This is a genomic window from Brevibacterium oceani (assembly GCF_017948325.1).
Lineage (GTDB): Bacteria > Actinomycetota > Actinomycetes > Actinomycetales > Brevibacteriaceae > Brevibacterium > Brevibacterium oceani.
The window spans coordinates 2,239,593-2,257,291 of the sequence record NZ_CP072846.1; the positions used below are offsets into that span (position 1 = coordinate 2,239,593).

12 protein-coding genes and 1 tRNA gene are annotated in these 17,699 nt (G+C 65.7%); 3 read left to right on the forward strand and 10 right to left on the reverse strand.

What is annotated here, in order from left to right:
* Positions 1-55 precede the first annotated feature (55 nt).
* The 5 genes from J9314_RS09990 to rpsA form a co-directional block, all read right to left on the reverse strand.
* Entirely contained in the window at positions 56-1,114 is a 1,059-nt protein-coding gene (locus J9314_RS09990) for a TerC/Alx family metal homeostasis membrane protein (protein ID WP_210602284.1), read from the reverse strand.
* Positions 1,115-1,316: 202 nt separating this feature from the next.
* Positions 1,317-3,449, reverse strand: a complete 2,133-nt coding sequence (gene uvrB / locus J9314_RS09995) for an excinuclease ABC subunit UvrB (RefSeq protein WP_246490322.1) — start codon at positions 3,447-3,449, stop codon at positions 1,317-1,319.
* A gap of 91 nt (positions 3,450-3,540) precedes the next feature.
* On the reverse strand, positions 3,541-4,752 hold the full coding sequence (gene coaE / locus J9314_RS10000; RefSeq protein WP_210602285.1) for a dephospho-CoA kinase: 1,212 nt from the start codon (positions 4,750-4,752) through the stop codon (positions 3,541-3,543).
* A gap of 30 nt (positions 4,753-4,782) precedes the next feature.
* Positions 4,783-6,570, reverse strand: a complete 1,788-nt coding sequence (locus J9314_RS10005; RefSeq protein WP_246490323.1) for a hypothetical protein — start codon at positions 6,568-6,570, stop codon at positions 4,783-4,785.
* A gap of 73 nt (positions 6,571-6,643) precedes the next feature.
* Positions 6,644-8,128, reverse strand: a complete 1,485-nt coding sequence (gene rpsA, locus J9314_RS10010; RefSeq protein WP_181273497.1) for a 30S ribosomal protein S1 — start codon at positions 8,126-8,128, stop codon at positions 6,644-6,646.
* 206 nt (positions 8,129-8,334) lie between these two features.
* Between rpsA and J9314_RS10015 the strand changes: the two genes are divergently transcribed.
* Positions 8,335-9,174, forward strand: a complete 840-nt coding sequence (locus J9314_RS10015) for a class I SAM-dependent methyltransferase (RefSeq protein ID WP_181273496.1) — start codon at positions 8,335-8,337, stop codon at positions 9,172-9,174.
* A gap of 238 nt (positions 9,175-9,412) precedes the next feature.
* On the opposite strand, the gene polA is transcribed toward J9314_RS10015, so the two are convergent.
* Positions 9,413-12,079, reverse strand: a complete 2,667-nt coding sequence (gene polA, locus J9314_RS10020; protein WP_210602286.1) for a DNA polymerase I — start codon at positions 12,077-12,079, stop codon at positions 9,413-9,415.
* A gap of 41 nt (positions 12,080-12,120) precedes the next feature.
* Here polA and J9314_RS10025 point away from each other — a divergent pair, with 41 nt between their 5' ends.
* Positions 12,121-12,579 (forward strand): PaaI family thioesterase, encoded by a 459-nt coding sequence (locus J9314_RS10025; protein ID WP_210602287.1) that lies wholly within the window; start codon positions 12,121-12,123, stop codon positions 12,577-12,579.
* Positions 12,580-12,740: 161 nt separating this feature from the next.
* On the opposite strand, the gene J9314_RS10030 is transcribed toward J9314_RS10025, so the two are convergent.
* A complete protein-coding gene (locus tag J9314_RS10030; RefSeq protein ID WP_181273493.1) occupies positions 12,741-13,361 on the reverse strand; it encodes an ANTAR domain-containing response regulator in 621 nt (206 codons plus the stop codon).
* Between the two features lie 164 nt (positions 13,362-13,525).
* Between J9314_RS10030 and J9314_RS10035 the strand changes: the two genes are divergently transcribed.
* Positions 13,526-13,607, forward strand: a tRNA-Leu gene (locus J9314_RS10035).
* 131 nt (positions 13,608-13,738) lie between these two features.
* Here J9314_RS10035 and J9314_RS10040 read toward each other — a convergent pair.
* The 3 genes from J9314_RS10040 to pyk all read right to left on the reverse strand — a co-directional run bounded on the left by J9314_RS10040 (position 13,739) and on the right by pyk (position 17,634).
* Entirely contained in the window at positions 13,739-14,338 is a 600-nt protein-coding gene (locus tag J9314_RS10040) for a GNAT family N-acetyltransferase (RefSeq protein ID WP_210602288.1), read from the reverse strand.
* A 151-nt stretch (positions 14,339-14,489) separates the two neighbouring features.
* Entirely contained in the window at positions 14,490-15,878 is a 1,389-nt protein-coding gene (locus J9314_RS10045) for a dicarboxylate/amino acid:cation symporter (protein WP_210602289.1), read from the reverse strand.
* Between the two features lie 220 nt (positions 15,879-16,098).
* Positions 16,099-17,634: a pyruvate kinase gene (gene pyk / locus J9314_RS10050; RefSeq protein WP_181273491.1), complete on the reverse strand. Its 1,536-nt coding sequence runs from the start codon at positions 17,632-17,634 to the stop codon at positions 16,099-16,101.
* Positions 17,635-17,699: the final 65 nt, after the last annotated feature.

The window sequence follows — 17,699 nt, forward strand, 5'->3', positions numbered from 1 at the left end:
GCCCCGCCTGTGTCTGTTCCGGGAGTTGGCCGCAGGCGGCCGAGCTTCGGTGGGCTCAGGCCTCTTCGGAGTCCTCGGACCGGAGGTCCTTGAAGGTCACGCCGTCCTTGCGCATCTTCATCAGTGACGCGATCGTCGCCACGGCCATGGCGAGGACGATGAAGGTCAGCGACAGCCACGTCGGCACCTCGGGGATCGAGTGGCCCCAGGAGAGGAAGTCCCAATCGCTCGAATGCAGGGCGTGGATGATGAGCTTGACGCCGATGAACGCGAGAATCGCGGCGATTCCGTAGTGGAGGTACACGAGTTTGTCGACGAGCCCGCCGAGCAGGAAGTACAGCTGACGCAGACCCATCAGCGCGAACACATTCGCGGTGAACACGAGGAATGCGCTCTGCGTCACGCCGAAGATCGCCGGGATCGAGTCGAGCGCGAACATCACGTCGGTGGAGCCGATGGCGATGAACACGATGAACATCGGCGTCCAGTACTTCTTACCGTCGTCGAGGGTGACCCGAAGATTGTTGCCATGGTACTCGTCGACGACGTTGATGCGTTTGCGGAGGAAGCGGATCAGTCCGTTCTCTCCATCTCCCTCGTCCTCATCGCTGAAGGCCTGTCGATAGCCGACGATCAGGAGGAAGATGCCGAAGATGAAGAAGACTTCGACGAAGGCGCTGATGATCGCCGCACCCGCAAGGATGAAGATGCCGCGGAAGATGATGGCGATGATGATGCCGACCATGAGCACTTCCTGCTGGTACTTCCGCGGAACGGAGAAGCTGCCCATGATGATGATGAAGACGAACAGGTTGTCGATGCTCAGAGAGTATTCGAGCAGCCAGCCGGTGAGGAACTCGCTGCCGTGCTGGGCGTCGCCGATGGCGAACAGGGAAGCGCCGAAGATGAGGGCGAGGGCGACGTAGAAGCCGACCCAGATGCCGGCCTCGCGCATCGACGGCACGTGGGGCCGCTTGATGACGAGGAGGAGATCGATGAGGAGGATCGCTACGACGGCGACGCTCGAACCGATCATGAACCACATGGGAATGGGTGATTCGCTCGCCGCAGCGGAGCTGCCGCCGGCGGCGAGGGTGGAGGACAGAATATCCATGATGCCTTTCGAGATGACGGAGATGTACCCGTGCCGAAAGTCTCTCCCACGCTAAGACCACTGCGTCAGTGGCGGCGTGCGCTCCGCGCCCGGATCCTCGAGCGGATCGTGGTGACGAGCACGGATGGACGGGATACTCCCTTTCGTCAGCCACCCCAGTATAGTCACGAAGCGTCAGTGGTCCTCACATCCCGGTGACCGGTCAGGCGTGTCCGGCCTCCTTCATCTGGCGCAGCTCCTGTTTGAGGTCCGAGAGCTCGTCGCGCAGCCGGGCGGCGAGTTCGAACTGCAGTTCGGCGGCAGCCGAATGCATCTGCGAGGTCAGCGATTCGATGAGTTCGGTGAGGTCGGCGGCCGGTGGCCGCAGCGAACCCGACTTGTTCGCGGCTTCGCGCTGTTCATCGGTGATGGTCGAGTTGTAGCCGCGTTTGCCCTTGCCGTAGTCGAATTCGGTGAGCAGCTCGCGGGTGTCTTCGTCCTCACGCTGGAGTCGTTCGGTGATGTCGGCGATCCGTTTGACCAAGGGTGCCGGGTCGATGCCGTGTTCCTTGTTGTAGGCGATCTGGATGGCGCGCCTGCGGTCGGTCTCATCGATGGCGGTGCGCATCGAGTCCGTGATGGTGTCGGCGTACATGTGGACCTGACCGTGCAGGTTCCTGGCCGCACGGCCGATGGTCTGGATGAGGGAGGTCGAGGAGCGGAGGAAGCCCTCTTTGTCGGCGTCGAGGATCGCGACGAGCGAGACCTCCGGCAGGTCGAGTCCCTCGCGGAGGAGGTTGATGCCCACGAGCACGTCGAACTCTCCGGCTCGCAGTTCGGTGAGCAGTTCGACCCGGCGGAGGGTGTCGACGTCCGAGTGGAGGTACTGGACGCGGATGTCGTGTTCGAGCAGGTAGTCGGTGAGGTCCTCGGCCATCTTCTTCGTCAGAGTGGTCACGAGCACACGTTCGTTCGCATCGACCCTGGTCCTGATCTCGTCGAGGAGGTCGTCGATCTGGCCCTTGGTCGGTTTGACCTTGATCTCCGGGTCGACGAGGCCGGTCGGACGGATGATCTGCTGTACGTAGCCGTTGGCGTTGCCGAGTTCGAAGTTGCCGGGGGTGGCGGAGAGATAGACGGTCTGGCCGATCCGTTCGCGGAACTCATCGAACTTCAGCGGTCTGTTGTCCATGGCGCTGGGCAGGCGGAATCCGTGTTCGACGAGGGTGCGCTTACGAGACATGTCTCCCTCGTACATGCCGCCGATCTGCGGCACGGTGACGTGGGATTCGTCGACGACGAGGAGGAAGTCCTCGGGGAAGTAGTCGAGCAGGCAGTTCGGTGCCGATCCGGGTGATCGGCCGTCGATGTGCCGGGAGTAGTTCTCGATGCCCGAGGTGAATCCCATCGACTCCATCATTTCGAGGTCGTAGGTCGTGCGCATCTTCAGCCGCTGCGCCTCGAGGAGCTTGTTCTGGGCTTCGAATTCGCTCAGCCGCTGCTGCAGTTCGTCTTCGATCCCGCTGATCGCCTTGGCCATCCGGTTCTCACCGGCGACGTAGTGGCTGGCGGGAAACACGTGGATGGTCTCTTCGTCGCGCACGATCTCCCCGGTCAGGGGATGCAGGGTCTGGAGGTTCTCGATCTCATCGCCGAAGAACTCGATCCGCAGCGCCAGCTCCTCGTACTGCGGGATGATCTCGACGGTGTCCCCGCGCACACGGAAGGTGCCGCGCGTGAAAGCCATGTCATTGCGGGCGTACTGCATCGACACGAAGCGCTTGAGCAGTTCGTCACGATCGCATTCGTCTCCCTTGTGCAGGGTGACCATGCGGTCGACGTACTCTTCGGGAGTGCCCAGGCCGTAGATGCAGGACACCGTCGACACAACCACGACGTCGCGCCTGGTCAGCAGCGAGTTCGTCGCGGAGTGCCGGAGCCGTTCGACCTCGTCGTTGATCGACGAGTCCTTCTCGATGAACGTGTCCGTCTGCGGGACGTAGGCTTCCGGCTGGTAGTAGTCGTAGTAGGAGACGAAGTATTCGACCGCGTTGTTCGGCAGCAGCTGCCGGAACTCGTTGGCCAACTGGGCGGCCAACGTCTTGTTCGGCGCCATGATCAGCGTCGGTCGCTGCACCTGCTCGATCAGCCAGGCGGTCGTCGCGGACTTGCCGGTGCCGGTCGCGCCGAGGAGGACGATGTCGCGCTCCCCTGCGTCGAGTCGCTCCGAGATCTCTTCGATGGCGGTGGGCTGGTCACCGGACGGCGAGTATTCGGAGACGACCTCGAAGGGCGCCACCTCACGGGTGACGTCGGGGCGGTGGCCGATCGCGGGCAGGGGTCGTGCTGAGCTCATGGTCCAACACTAACCCCCGCCCCTGACACAGGACAGCAACCGAGCATCCGGCCTGTGGATGCCTGCGACCGAGCAGCGCGAGATCGGCCGCTCAGTCGAAGCTCTCCGGGACGAGGAGCCGTCGCATCTCGAGGAAGTACGGCTCCTTCGCCTCCGCATAGGCGTTCGTCGCCTCGGTGTCGGATCCGGCCGCGGATTCTGCTCCCGCCTCGGCGTCGGTCCCTGCCTCGGAGATCACCCGTTCGACGAGCCCGCGTTTGAGTCCGAGGTAGCGCTCCCTCTCCCCCGCATCGGTTCGCAGCAGGTCTCGGAAGGCGAGGGCGAAGCGCGCCCCGACCGAGCCCTCCGTGCGCACATGCAGATTGACCGCTCGCCCGGGATCCGTGTTCGCGTGGAACCATTTCCCTTCGAGACCGCCCTCGACGAGGTGGTCGGACAGTTCGCGTCCGGGGTACCCGAGTTCGGCGAGGCGGGGTGCCAGCAAGCGTGCAGTGTCGAGGTCGGGGACGATGAGCTGGAGGTCGATGACGTCCTTGGCGGGCAGTTCCGGCACCGAGGTGGATCCGATGTGGTCGATCGCGAAGCGCTCACCGGTTCCGTGCCGCAGCTTTGCGATCACGCGGGCGGCGTCTCCGGCCCAGTCGGCGTCCGCGGGGTCGGTGAGGCGCAGTGCCGGCCGGGCGGCACGGCGCTGAGCGACGAGATTCTCCGCGAACGGGTCGATCCTCGTCTCGAGGAGCCGGCGCACCGCGTCGCGGGTGGCTTCGATGTCTCCCGAGTTGTCGATGATGACATCGCAGGCGGCGCGTCGGGTCTCGTCGTCGGCCTGCCGAGCGATCCGTGCCTCGGCGTCCGCGCGGTCCATTCCGCGAGAGTCCATGAGTCGGCCCAGACGCACCTCAGCGGGCACGTCGACGAGCAGGTTGAGGTGGTAGCCGGGAGTCATCGAGTTCTCGACGAGCAGGGGCACATCGTGGACGACGATGTCCGCCTCGGCATGGCGAGCGAAATGCTCGGCGGTGCGGTCCCTGATCGCCGGGTGCATGAGTCCGTTGAGGGTGGCGGTGCGCTCGCTGTCGACGAAGGCCGCGGCCGCGAGTGCGGCACGGTTGAGGGCGCCCTCGGCATCGAGGATCTGCGGACCGAATGCCTCGACGAGGCGGTCGAGCAGCGGCTCACCGGGCGCGACGACCTCGCGGGCGATTCGGTCGGCGTCGATGAGCGCCGCTCCGTGGTCGACGAGCATCGCGGACACTGTTGACTTTCCGGCGCCGATTCCGCCGGTGAGACCGATTCTCAGCATGATGTCATCCTAACGAGCCGGCGCCTGCGCTCAGAGTCTGTACACGCGCACGCCCTGATCGTCGTACTCCGGCTGCCCGACGGCCTCGTCGAGGAACTGTGCATACCCGCGCTGTCCTCCCGGCAGCAGCGGAGCCTCGGGGGCGAGAACGATGTAGTCGACGCCGGAGGTGCGCAGATCGGCGATCGCCTCGGCCGCCTCGGCGCTCTGCGGGTCCGGGATCGGGTCACCGTCGAACACGGAGGCGTGCAGCAGCTCATCGAGGCTGTCCTCGGGCGCCGTGTAGGTCACGGACGAGTCGGGGGACGAGCCGATGAAGTATCCGCCGGTCTCTCTGTACCGGAATCCGCTCACGGACTGCCACACCATCGCCTCATCGGCGTGAGGTTCGGCCCAGGCCAGCGGGCGGGGGAAGGTCTTGACGACTGCTCCGGAGGGGACCACCTCGGCGATGGCATCGGTGTAGAAGTCGGGGACGGTGACTTCGCGCGCGATCTGCGGCCCGGGGACGACGCTGACGGCTGCGAGGGCGAGCAGCCCGATGAGGACGCGGGCGCGCACGAGGTGAAGGTGCTTCAGCGACCACTCGAGGCCGACGCCGAGGATGGCGAAGAGCGCGATCGTCGAGTGGAGAACGAGCCGCATGGGCAGGATGTTGTTGAGGACGGGAACGGCTTCGACGAGAGCGAACGGCCCGGTCTCGACGAGCACCCGCCCGCCGAGCAGGATCGGCGATCCGAGCGCGAGGGCGAACACGAGGATTCCCGTCGCCGCGGAGACGCGAAGAATGCGACGATAACGCGAGCGTCGGGACAGGCCGATGAGGATGACGAGGGCGACCAGCAGCGCGGGCACACCGACGTAGGCACCGAGCTCGGCCGGGTCGATGTCCAGGATGCGCGGCAGTGGGGACACTCCGGTGCTCAGCCAGGCAGGAGCAGCCGGCAGGATCGGGTCGAGGAGGTCGGTGTTCCACACGCCGTGCGGTCGGATGGCGCCGTCGGGGGCGTTCGGACCGGCCATGGTGATGAGCAGCGGCACCGCGCAGATCGCGGCGATGAGGCCGGCCATGACCGACCCGAGGCCGAGGGCGGCCCAGGAGCGTGAGGTGAGGGCACGACGGGCGAACAGCGCGAGGACGACGAGGAGGCAGAGGGCGGCGAGGAACGTTCCTGCGAGCACCTCGGTGGAGACGTAGAACTGGAACCCGAGCACGAGCCCGAAGACGATGCCGATCCGCCAGATCCGCCGGTCATCGGTCTTCGCTTCGTTCGTTCGGCCGAGTCCGAGCAGTGCGAGGATCGCCCAGGCGGTCAGTGGCGGGGTGACGGCGAAGGCGAGGTTCGGATGCCCGCCGAGCTGGGCGATGACGTAGCTGGAGAAGCCGACCCCGCCGGCGGCGATGAAGGCGGGAAGTCGATCGAGGAACCGGCGATAGAGCACCGCGGTGGCGAGGCTGACGAGGACCGGGGTGGCCAGCACGAGCAGGTTGTAGCTGATGATCGGCCCGGCCACCCAGGTGAGCGGGGCCAGGAGGAGGGCGATGCCGGCCAACGAGGTGTTCCAGGCGCCGTTGACTCCCCCGCCGAGGGCGTTCATCGAATCCGTGTACAGCAGGCCGCCCGCGTGGCCGGATCCGAAGCCGAGGACGTCGGCGAGCACCTGCGCACCGTGGCCGAGCCACCAGATGAAGAGGGACGTGTCGTCGTTGTCGGCGACGACCGAACCGGACGGGTCTGCCGCGACGGTGCCGAAGATCGTCAGACTGCCCAGGGACAGCAGCACCGTGTACCACAGCCAGGGCCGGGCACGCTGCATGCGTGTGGGAGGCGTGAGGGCATACACAAAGGGCTCCCGATCTTTCGACCGGGAGCCCTTCGGGTAGCTGTTATCAGCTGCCTGCAAGCTTCTCACGCAGAGCTGCGAGAGCTTCGTCGCTGGCCAGCGTGCCTTCGTCGTTCGCCTCTTCCGAGGAGAACGATCCGGTGGCCGGCGCGGCATCGGCAGAGCCGACGGCATCGGCGGCGGAGGCCTCGGCGTCCGCAGCGACGGCCTTGGCGACCTGCTTCTTGTGCTCTTCCCAGCGTTCCTGGGCGGCGGCGTACTGCTGCTCCCAGGTCTCGCGCTGAGCCTCGTAGCCCTCGACCCATTCGTTGGTCTCGGGGTCGAAGCCCTCGGGGTACTTGTAGTTGCCGTCCTCGTCGTACTCCTGCGGCATGCCGTAGAGAGCGGGGTCGAGGAACTCTTCGGCCTCGGGATCGACGCCTTCGTTCGCCTGCTTCAGCGACAGCGAGATCCGGCGACGCTCGAGGTCGATGTCGATGACCTTGACGTAGATGGTCTCGTCGACGGAGACGACCTGCTCCGGCAGATCCACGTGGCGCACGGCCAGCTCGGAGATGTGGACGAGGCCCTCGATGCCGTCCTCGACGCGGACGAATGCGCCGAAGGGAACGAGCTTCGTGACCTTGCCCGGAACGATCTGTCCGATGACGTGGGTGCGGGCGAAGTGCTGCCAGGGATCTTCCTGGGTGGCCTTGAGCGAGAGCGAGACGCGCTCACGGTCCATGTCGACGTCGAGGACCTCGACGGTGACCTCGTCACCGACGGTGACGACCTCACCCGGGTGATCGATGTGCTTCCAGGACAGCTCGGAGACGTGGACGAGTCCGTCGACACCACCGAGGTCGACGAAGGCACCGAAGTTGACGATGGACGACACGACGCCGGGACGGACCTGGCCCTTCTGCAGGGTCTGCAGGAAGTCGTGGCGGACGGCCGACTGGGTCTGCTCGAGCCAGGCACGGCGGGACAGGACCACGTTGTTGCGGTTCTTGTCGAGCTCGATGATCTTGGCCTCGACCTGCTGCCCGATGTAGGGGGCGAGGTCACGGACGCGACGCATCTCGACCAGGGAAGCGGGCAGGAAGCCGCGCAGCCCGATGTCGACGATCAGGCCGCCCTTGACGACCTCGATGACGGTGCCGGTGACGACGCCGTCGTCTTCCTTGATCTTCTCGATGTCGCCCCAGGCGCGCTCGTACTGAGCACGCTTCTTGGAGAGCATGAGACGACCCTCTTTGTCTTCCTTCTGAAGAACGAGGGCTTCGATCTCGTCCCCGACCTCGACGACTTCGCCGGGATCGACATCGTGCTTGATGGAAAGCTCCCGTGCGAGGATGACGCCTTCCGTCTTGTATCCGATGTCAACGAGTACTTCGTCGCGGTCGACCTTGACGACTTCGCCTTCGACGATGTCGCCATCGTTGAAGTACTTGATCGTCTCGTCGACGGCGGCGAGAAAGTCCTCAGCGGTTCCGATGTCATTGACAGCGACCTGCTTCGGCTGCACCGATTCCGGCGTGGTGGTGGTCATATAGGTAGGGACTCCGATGGAATATTGGTCCAGATCCGATACTCTGTCGGCAGGTCGTTGATGTTGCCAGCAGAACCGAATCCGGTCTCGATTGCGAATTTGGACTTGTATGCACAGGCGCATACGGTTGTCAATACTAGCACCATCCTGGGCGTGAATGCACGCCGAGGATTCGAATCTTCGGCACTTGTGGCCACGGAGGAATGATGAGCGAGGGAACTGACGGAGCCGAGGTCATCAGCGGCGGCTATCTCCCGATCGATGAAGAGGCCTCTGTCCGGGCCAATCGCAGCTATTGGGACAACTCTGCGGAGGAGTATCTGGCCGAACACGGCACCTTCCTCGGTGCCTCCGATTTCATCTGGTGTCCGGAGGGAATTCACGAATCGGACGTCCACCTCCTCGGCGATGTCGCTCGCAGGCAGGTCCTCGAGGTCGGCTGCGGTGCGGGGCAGTGTTCGCGCTGGCTGGCCGAACAGGGCGGAATCGCCACCGGCGTCGACGTCTCGGCCGGAATGCTCGAACAGGCCTCGCGGCTGCAGCGTGAGCACCCGCTGAGCGACCAGGCCACTCCCCCGACGTTCCTCCTGGCCGATGCCCGCCAGCTGCCCTTCGCCTCGAACAGCTTCGACATCGCGTTCTCCTCCTACGGCGCGCTCCCCTTCGTCAAGGACGCTGAGGTGGTCTTCGCCGAGGTGGCCCGCGTCGTCCGCCCCGGCGGCCAGTGGGTGTTCTCGACCACGCACCCGATGCGCTGGATGTTCCCCGACGTTCCCGGCGAGGCGGGGCTGACGGTCGAGTACTCGTACTTCGACCGCACCCCCTACGTCGAGCTGTCCTCGGCCGGTCAGCCGGTCTACGCCGAACATCACCGGACGATGAGCGACTGGGTGCGCCAGCTCGTCGCCGCCGGCTTCACCATCGACTCGGTGACCGAACCCGAGTGGCCCGAGTCGAATCAGACTGCGTGGGGCGGATGGTCGCCGCTGCGCGGAGCCCTCATGCCCGGCACGGTGATCTTCTCGACGACGCTGGCGAAGGACTGAAGCGGCCGCCCGCACGTCGAGTAACGCGAAGCGACGTCGAGTAACGCAGTACGCGCTCGGCTAACGCAGTACGCGCTCAGGTCACGCGAAACTCGAAAAAGTCGTCACTGGCGACGACTTTTTCGAGTTTCGCGTGACCTGAGGCGCGACGACCTCGTTCACGGCGGAGCGCACGTGTCGATCCGTTGACGACTCGAAAAGTGCGCTCCGCCTTGAACGAGCATGGGAGCCGGGCGGTTCAGTGCGCGGCGGCGTGCCAGGAGATGCCGGTGCCGACGTTGACGTCGAGCGGCACGTCGAGTTCGTAGGCCGAACCCATCTCCTCCGTGACGATCGCGGTCACCTCGTCGAGCTCGTCCGGTCGCACATCGACGATGATCTCATCGTGGACCTGCAGCAGCATCGGCGACTCCAGGTCCTCGAGGCGGCCGGCGACCTTGAGCATCGCGAGCTTCATGATGTCGGCGGCCGAACCCTGGATCGGAGCGTTGAGGGCGGCACGTTCGGCCATGTCCCGCAGCTGCCGCCGATCGCTGTGCAGGGCAGGCAGGTAGCGCCTGCGGCCCATGATGGTCTCCGTGTAGCCCTTCGCCCGGGCCTGCTCGACGATCTCATCGAGGTAGTCCTTCACGGCGCCGAAGCGTTCGAAGTACTGCTCCATGAGCGCCTTGGCCTCGTCCACGCCGATCGCGAGCTGGCGGGAGAGGCCGTAGGCTGAGAGACCGTAGACGAGACCGTAGGACATCGCCTTGACCTTCGACCGCATCTCGGAGTCGACCTCGTCGATGCCGACGCCGAAGACCTTCGAACCCACATAGGAGTGCAGGTCCTCGCCGTCCTTGAACGCCTGGATGAGAGCGGCGTCCCCGGACAGGTGGGCCATGATGCGCATCTCGATCTGTGAGTAGTCGGCCGTGAGCAGGCAGCCGCCCTTCACTTCGGGGTCGGCGATGAAGATCTCGCGGATGCGGCGTCCGGATTCGGTGCGCACCGGGATGTTCTGCAGGTTCGGGTCGAGTGAGGACAGGCGCCCGGTCGCGGCCACGGTCTGCTGATACGTGGTGTGGATGCGTCCGTCGTCGGCGACGGTCTTCAGCAGCCCGACGACGGTCTGTTTGAGCTTTGTCGAGTCCCGGTAGGCCAGCAGATGCTGGAGGAACGGGTGTTCGGTCTTGACGAAGAGTTCGGCCAGGGCATCGGCGTCGGTCGTGTAACCGGTCTTCGTGCGTTTCGTCTTCGGCATGTCGAGTTCGTCGAAGAGCACGGTCTGCAGCTGCTTGGGCGATCCGAGGTTGACCTCGTGTCCGATCGCGTCGTAGGCCTCCTGCGCGCTGGCTTCGGCCTGTTTGGTGAATTCCTCGATGAGGTCGGACAGACCGGACTCGTCGACGGCGATGCCCCGCAGCTCCATCATCGCGAGCACGGGTACGAGCGGCAGTTCGATGGCACGGTAGACCTCGGTCATCTTCGCATCGTCCACGGCCTGCGCGAGCACCTCGTGGACCTCGAGCAGTGCGGCGGCGCGCTGTCCATGTGTGGTCGCCGTCGCGTCCGAGTCCAGTTCGAGGGCGAGTTGGCCCGAATCGGCTTCGGGTTCGCTCAGATCGATTCCCGCGCGGTCGGCGGCGATCTGGCCGAGTTCGTACGAACGGGCATCGGGAACGAGGAGGTACGCCGCCAGGGCAGTGTCGCCGCCGATGTCGCGGACCTTGAGACCGATCGAATCCCAGGCCTTGATCTGCAGCTTCGCGCTGTGGAGGATGAGCGATCGCTGCGCGAATGCGGAACCGAGCGCGGCGATCGCCGAGGCGGCCGCCTCGGCGAGGTCGACGACCCACGCCTGGCCGGGTTCTGCGGAGACTGCGAGCACCCGCGCCTCACCGTGGCCGAGTTCGAATCGGGCATCCGAATCGACCGCGAGCACATCGTGTGCGGAGATCTTCTCGAGCAGACCGTCGACCTCGACGGTCTCGATCCGGGTCTCCCGGGCCGGCGCGGTCTCTGCCTCGGACTCAGCGGCATCGGGGAAGATCGCGGCCAGCCGTCTGCCCAGCGCCTGGAATTCGAGCTGGTCGAACAGGCTCGACAGTTCCGTCGGATCGCCCTCGCCCCAGGCGAGGTCGTCGAAGGACAGCCCCAGGTCGACGTCGTCGAGGAGACGGTTGAGTCGATAGTTCCGCTCCACCTCGGCGATGTGGTCGCGCAGCTTCTCCCCCACCTTGCCGCCGATCTCCTCGGCGTGCTCGAGCACACCGGGCAGGTCGCCGTGAGCGGTGAGCCATTTCGCGGCGGTCTTGTCGCCGACTCCGGGGACGCCGGGCAGGTTGTCGGCCTTCTCACCGACGAGTGCAGCCAGGCCGCGGTAGTTGGCGGGTGTGACGCCGTACTTCTCCTCGATCGCCTCCGGCGTCATTCGGTTGAGGTCGCTGACCCCGCGCTTGGGGTAGAGGATCGTCACGGTGTCCGTGGCGAGCTGGAAGGAGTCCTTGTCCCCGCTCATCACCTCGACCGCGGCACCCGCCTCGGTGCCCAGTCGCGACATCGTCGCCAGGGCGTCGTCGGCTTCGAAGCCCTCCTTCGTCACCACGCGGATGCCCATCGCGGTGACGATGTCCTTGATGAGGTCGATCTGCGGGTGGAACTCCGGCGGCGTCTTCGCCCGCCCGGCCTTGTAGTCGGCGTATTCCTCGAGCCGGAACGTCTGCCGTCCGAGGTCGAACGCCACGGCCACATGGCTCGGCGCCTCATCGCGGAGGACGTTGATGAGCATGGAGATGAAGCCGTAGATGGCGTTCGTCGTCTGCCCCGTGCTGGTCGAGAAGTTCTCGACCGGCAGGGCGTGGAAAGCCCGGTAGGCCAGGGAGTGTCCGTCGATGAGCAGGAGGGATTCGTTTGAGTGACTCACATGGCATAGCCTATCGTTCGAAGCTGACTTGAAGGAGTGCGATGTTCCGACCACAGGTATCACTGACCGCCGATGCGACCGAGGATCAGTGCGCCACGCTGCTGACCCAGCTCAACGGGCCCGGGGCTCGCGGTGCGCTGGCCGAGCGCATGGGCATCGAGTTCGTCTCACTGACACCTGAGCAGGTCGTCGGCTCCGTCGCCGTCGAGGGCAACACGCAGCCGATGGGTCTCTTCCATGGAGGCGGTCACGTCGTGCTCGCGGAATCGCTGGCCTCGATGCATTCGTTCCTCGTCTCCGGCGGGAAGAACGTCGTCGGCGTCGACCTCAACGCCACCCATCTGCGGGCGGCCAGGGAGGGCACCGTCACCGGGACCGCCTCGGTGCTCCATCAGGGACGCACGATCGTCAGTCATGAGGTGAGGATGACAGACGAGGCGGGGCGGCTGCTCTCGATCGTGCGGATCACGAACATGATCCTCAAGACCGAACCGGAATGAGCCGATGATCGGCAGCGCCGAGGTGGTGCCGACCCACCGCGCCGAGATGGTCGCGATCGCGCCGTCCGACGCCGACGTATGAGAGAGGCCGACGAATCCGGTGCGGATTCGTCGGCCTCTCTGTTCGGACAGTGGTGCGGGCGGACTCCACCCGGGCGGATCTACTTCTTCGTGCCGATCTGCTTGAGCACGGTCTCGGCGACCTCACGCATCGTCAGGCGACGGTCCATCGACGTCTTCTGGATCCAGCGGAAGGCCTCGGGCTCGCTCAGACCCATCGAGGTCTGGAGCAGGCTCTTGGCGCGCTCGACGAGCTTCCGGGTCTCGAAGCGTTCGGTGAGATCGGAGATCTCGGATTCGAGGGAGCTGATCTCCGCGTGACGCGAGAGAGCGATCTCCAGGGCCGGGATGAGATCGGCCGAGGTGAACGGCTTGACCACATAGGCCATCGCGCCGGCGTCGCGGGCGCGTTCGACGAGTTCCTTCTGCGAGAACGCGGTGAGCAGGACGACGGGGGCGATGCGGGCGCGAGCGATGCGCTCAGCCGCGGAGATGCCGTCGAGGATGGGCATTTTGATGTCCATGACGACGAGGTCCGGGCGGAGCTCTTCTGCCAGGCGGATGGCGGATTCGCCGTCCGCAGCCTCGCCGACGACGTCGTAGCCGACCTCGCGCAGCATCTCTACGATATCGAGACGAATCACTGCCTCGTCTTCGGCCACGACGACGCGGCGGACCGGCACGGATTCATCTGTCGTTGATTCTTCGCTGTTTGAAAGCACGTCACCAGTCTAGACCAGCCCTGCTGGCTCCCGGAAAGCGGTGGCATAAGTTTCTGCTGTGAGGGTGCCCACGACCGGTGATGCCGGTGACAATTGTGCAATCGGCGCACTCCCGCAGTAGACTCATCCCGTCGCCGAGGTGGCCCAAGGGCAGCCTGGCGCGTGCCGGATTGGCGGAATCGGTAGACGCGGTGCACTCAAAATGCATTGTCGAAAGACGTGCGGGTTCGAGTCCCGCATCCGGTACGGACGAAGGCACTGTCGAGTGAGTTCTCGACAGTGCCTTCTGTGTGTCCCGGCGCCTCCTGTGTGTCCCGGCGCCTCCTGTGTGTACCGGCTCCCCTGCGGGTGATAGGCCGAAATGTGCGCCGCGCCGGTCAGGTGACCCTGAGGTCGAGGGCGTAGAGATCAGTGTCGAAGCGCTGCTGCCCGACCGCGACGAATCCGGGCAGCAGCCCATAGCGGGTGAAGCCGAGTGATTCGTAGAGTCGGATCGCTCGTACGTTGTCGCCGCGCAGATCGAGGGTGATGACCTCGACGTCGGCTTCCCGTGCCGAGGTGATGAGCGCCTGCATCAGTCCCCTGCCGATGCCGCCGCCGTGGTCCCGGGGATCGACGGCGACCTTCTCGATGTCGACATGGGGTCGGTGGGTCGGGCGGGTGTAGCGCCTCCAGTAGGCGATGCCGACGATGCGCTCTCCCGTCCCATCACAACCGGGACGCCCATCGTCGCTCTGCACGGCCAGCGCCACGCTCGACTCCCCCGCGGTGATGCCCTCGGCCACATTCGCCAGCAGCGCCGACACCTGTTCTCGGTCCGGCGGATCGACCCAGCCGAGCGCGGCGCCCGCGCTGACGAGATCGGCGAAGATCTCGGTGATCTGCGTGAGTTCGGCCTCCGAGACGCCAGCGGCCGGCATGAGCGAGATGCTCACGCCGGCCGGGCGTCTATCGGAGGGCGGGGGTGGCTGCGCCATGACGGATCCTCTCCATCGATGTTCGTCCTGTGATGACGAACCTACCGGATTCACTCCGACGAGCCCCTCCGCGAGGACCCCGCGGAAGCACGAACTCTGCCTGAAGTGACCCGTGGCATCGGTGGGAGGGCCTGAACCTCCGGTGGGAGGATCAGCGCAGCTGCGCCTCGCTGTCAGCGCCGGTCACCGACTCAGCATCGCCCTCGTCCATGTCCTCATCTTCGACGGGAACGTAGCCGTTGATGCGCGGAGCGTCGAAACGGTCGACGTCGAGGATGTCGTGCCGCTTGGCCACGATCGCGGGGATGAGCGCCTGTCCGGAGACGTTGAGCGCGGTGCGACCCATGTCGACGATCGGCTCGATGGCCAGCAGCAGGCCCACACCCTCGAGCGGCAGACCGAGGGTCGACAGCGTGAGCGTGAGCATCACGGTCGCGCCGGTCGTGCCCGCCGTCGCCGCCGAGCCGATGACGGCAACGAAGATGATGAGCAGGTACTGGATGAGTGAGAGGTCGACGCCGAAGAACTGGGCGACGAAGACCGCGGCGATGGCCGGATAGATCGCGGCGCAGCCGTCCATCTTCGTCGTCGCCCCGAACGGCACGGCGAACGCGGCGTAGGAGTGGGGCACGCCGAAGTTGTCGGTCGCGACCTTCTGCGTCACCGGCATGGTCCCGATCGACGACCGCGAGACGAATCCCATCTGCGTGGCCGGCCACACGCCGGAGAAGTACTGGCGCACGGAGAGCCCGTTGGCGCGCGCAAGCAGCGGGTAGACGACGAAGAACACGATCGCCAGGCCGACATAGACGGCGACGACGAACCACAGCAGCGAGCCCATGGTCGACCAGCCGTAGGAGTTCACTGCGTTGCCGATGAGTCCGAGGGTGCCGATCGGCGCAATGCGCACGATCCACCACACGACCTTCTGCACCACGGCCAGCGCCGCCTCGACGAATTCGAGGAACGGCTCTGCGGCCTTGCCGACCTTCACCGCGGCGATGCCGATGGCACCGGAGACGATGATGAGCTGGAGGATGTTGAAGTCGACCTCTGAGGCCAGTCCCCCGCCGTCATCGGCGGCGGTGGAGACCTCGAGTCCGAGCACGTTGTGCGGGATGAGTCCGGTGAGGAAGCCGATCCAGCTGCCCTGCGAATCGGGAGCTTGGCCGCTGAGCGAGGCGGCGTCGGCATGCGCACCCGGCTGGATGACGAGGCCGAGGACGAGACCGATGATCACGGCGATGAGGGCGGTCAGCGCGAACCACAGGAGCGTCGACACGGCGAGCCTGGCAGCATTGGTGACCTTGCGCAGGTTGCCGATGCTCGCGATGATCGCGGTGATGACCAGCGGCACGACAGCCGCCTTGAGCAGGGTGACATACGACGAACCGATGGTGTCCAGGGTCTGACCGAGCCAGTTGTCCTGAGTCTCGCTGACCGGTCCCAGGGAACGGGCGAGGAGCCCGAGGACGACACCGGCGATGAGTGCGATCGTCACCTGCACCCCGAATGACTTGCTCCACGCGGGCAGTCTCATAGAATTCCTCTCCTAGCTGATCCTCCCCGCGGTCTGCCGAAGGGAGATGAGGCAACACGGAGGTCAACTGTTGAGCAATCTGTGAAATTCCGCAAATCGATGTGAGGTGCGACGCACCGACGGCCCGCCCGCGGACTCCGCCGCATACGCAGACGGCGCCCGCCCCAATGCAGGAGCGGACGCCGTCGATGCCGTTCCAGTGTTCGTGCTCAGCACATCGTCACTGATCTTCCCCCACGATCGGCACCTCGCGGGTGATCGGAGCCTCGGCGACGACGCCGTAGCCGGCCAGCGGATCCTCCTCGGAGTCCGTGGAGTCCTGGTAAGCGGCTGCCACGCCCTTCGCCGCGTCACCCATCGTGTGGATCCGCAGCGCGTTCGTCGAGCCGGGGATCCCGGGAGGCGAACCGGCCACGAGGATCGACTGATCCCCTTCGCGGGCGGTGCCGTCGGCGAGCAGCACCGCGTCGACCTGGCGTGCCATCTGGTCGGTATGACGCACAGTCTTGACGAGGTAGGGGCGCACACCCCAGGTCAGGGCCAGCTGATGACGGACCTGCGGATCCGGGGTGAAGCCGAGGATCGGCCAGGCCGGGCGCAGGCGCGACATGCGCCTCACGGAGTCACCGGTCTGGGAGAAGGTGCAGAGCAGGTCGATGTCGAGCTGCTCGGCGATGACCACGGCCGCGGCGGTGACGGCGCCGCCCTTCGTGTGGGGCACGGTGCCGAGCGCGGGGATCCGTTCGAGCCCGTGCTCCTCGGTCGACTCGATGATCCGACTCATCGTCCGAATCGCCTCCACCCAGTGCGCACCCACGGAGGTCTCGCCGGAGAGCATGAGAGCGTCGGCGCCGTCGAGGACCGCATTAGCACAGTCGCTGGCCTCGGCGCGGGTGGGGCGGGAGGCGTCGATCATCGTCTCGAGCATCTGAGTGGCGACGATGACCGGCTTCGCCTGCTGGCGGGCGATCTCGACGGCGCGTTTCTGCACGATCGGGACCTGCTCGAGCGGGAGTTCGACGCCGAGGTCGCCGCGGGCGACCATGATGCCGTCGAAGGCGTCGATGACGGCGTCGAGCTGGTCGACGGCCTGCGGCTTCTCGAGCTTCGCGATGACGGGGGCGGTGATTCCGACCTCGTCCATGACTGCACGGACGTCGTCCATGTCCTCGGGGCTGCGGACGAAGGACAGTGCGACCCAGTCGAAGCCGAGCTGCAGACCCCACTTGAGGTCCTCGACGTCCTTCTCCGACAGTGCGGGCACGGACACGGGCACGCCGGGCAGGTTGATGCCCTTGTGATTGGAGATCGTTCCGCCGATCTCGACTTCGGTGACGACATCCGTGGCTGTGACCTCGGTGGCCCGCAGACGCAGGCGTCCGTCGTCGATGAGCAGCGGATCGCCGACGGACACGTCGCCGGGCAGCGTGGCCAGGGTGGTGCTGACGATCTCAGCCGTGCCGGGCACGTCCCGGTTGGTGATCGTGAAGGTCGCGCCCTCGACGAGCTCGGCCTTCCCTTCGGCGAAGTTGCCCACCCGGATTTTCGGGCCCTGCAGGTCGAGCAGCACCGCCACCGGACGGCCGGAGTCGAGGGCTGCCTGACGGACCCAGGCGAACTTCTCTTCGTGTTCGTCCCGGGTGCCGTGGCTGAGGTTGAATCGGGCGACGTCGACGCCCTCATCGACGAGTTCTCTGATCTTCTCGTAGGAGTTCTGGTTCGGACCTAAAGTTGCGACTATCTTTGCACGCCTCATGCACTCCACCCTACCTGCACCGCGACGGCGGGTTCGACCCGTCCGTCGCGGTGCGATCTCGTTCG

What these genes read in the sequence shown, in the direction of transcription:
- pyk (WP_181273491.1), bottom strand. Translation starts at nt 17,634, where the DNA reads ATGAGGCGTGCAAAGATAGTCGCAACTTTAGGTCCGAACCAGAACTCC.
- J9314_RS10025 (WP_210602287.1), top strand. Translation starts at nt 12,121, where the DNA reads ATGTTCCGACCACAGGTATCACTGACCGCCGATGCGACCGAGGATCAG.
- J9314_RS10040 (WP_210602288.1), bottom strand. Translation starts at nt 14,338, where the DNA reads ATGGCGCAGCCACCCCCGCCCTCCGATAGACGCCCGGCCGGCGTGAGC.
- rpsA (WP_181273497.1), bottom strand. Translation starts at nt 8,128, where the DNA reads ATGACCACCACCACGCCGGAATCGGTGCAGCCGAAGCAGGTCGCTGTC.
- coaE (WP_210602285.1), bottom strand. Translation starts at nt 4,752, where the DNA reads ATGCTGAGAATCGGTCTCACCGGCGGAATCGGCGCCGGAAAGTCAACA.
- J9314_RS10015 (WP_181273496.1), top strand. Translation starts at nt 8,335, where the DNA reads ATGAGCGAGGGAACTGACGGAGCCGAGGTCATCAGCGGCGGCTATCTC.
- J9314_RS10045 (WP_210602289.1), bottom strand. Translation starts at nt 15,878, where the DNA reads ATGAGACTGCCCGCGTGGAGCAAGTCATTCGGGGTGCAGGTGACGATC.
- J9314_RS09990 (WP_210602284.1), bottom strand. Translation starts at nt 1,114, where the DNA reads ATGGATATTCTGTCCTCCACCCTCGCCGCCGGCGGCAGCTCCGCTGCG.
- J9314_RS10005 (WP_246490323.1), bottom strand. Translation starts at nt 6,570, where the DNA reads ATGCAGCGTGCCCGGCCCTGGCTGTGGTACACGGTGCTGCTGTCCCTG.
- uvrB (WP_246490322.1), bottom strand. Translation starts at nt 3,449, where the DNA reads ATGAGCTCAGCACGACCCCTGCCCGCGATCGGCCACCGCCCCGACGTC.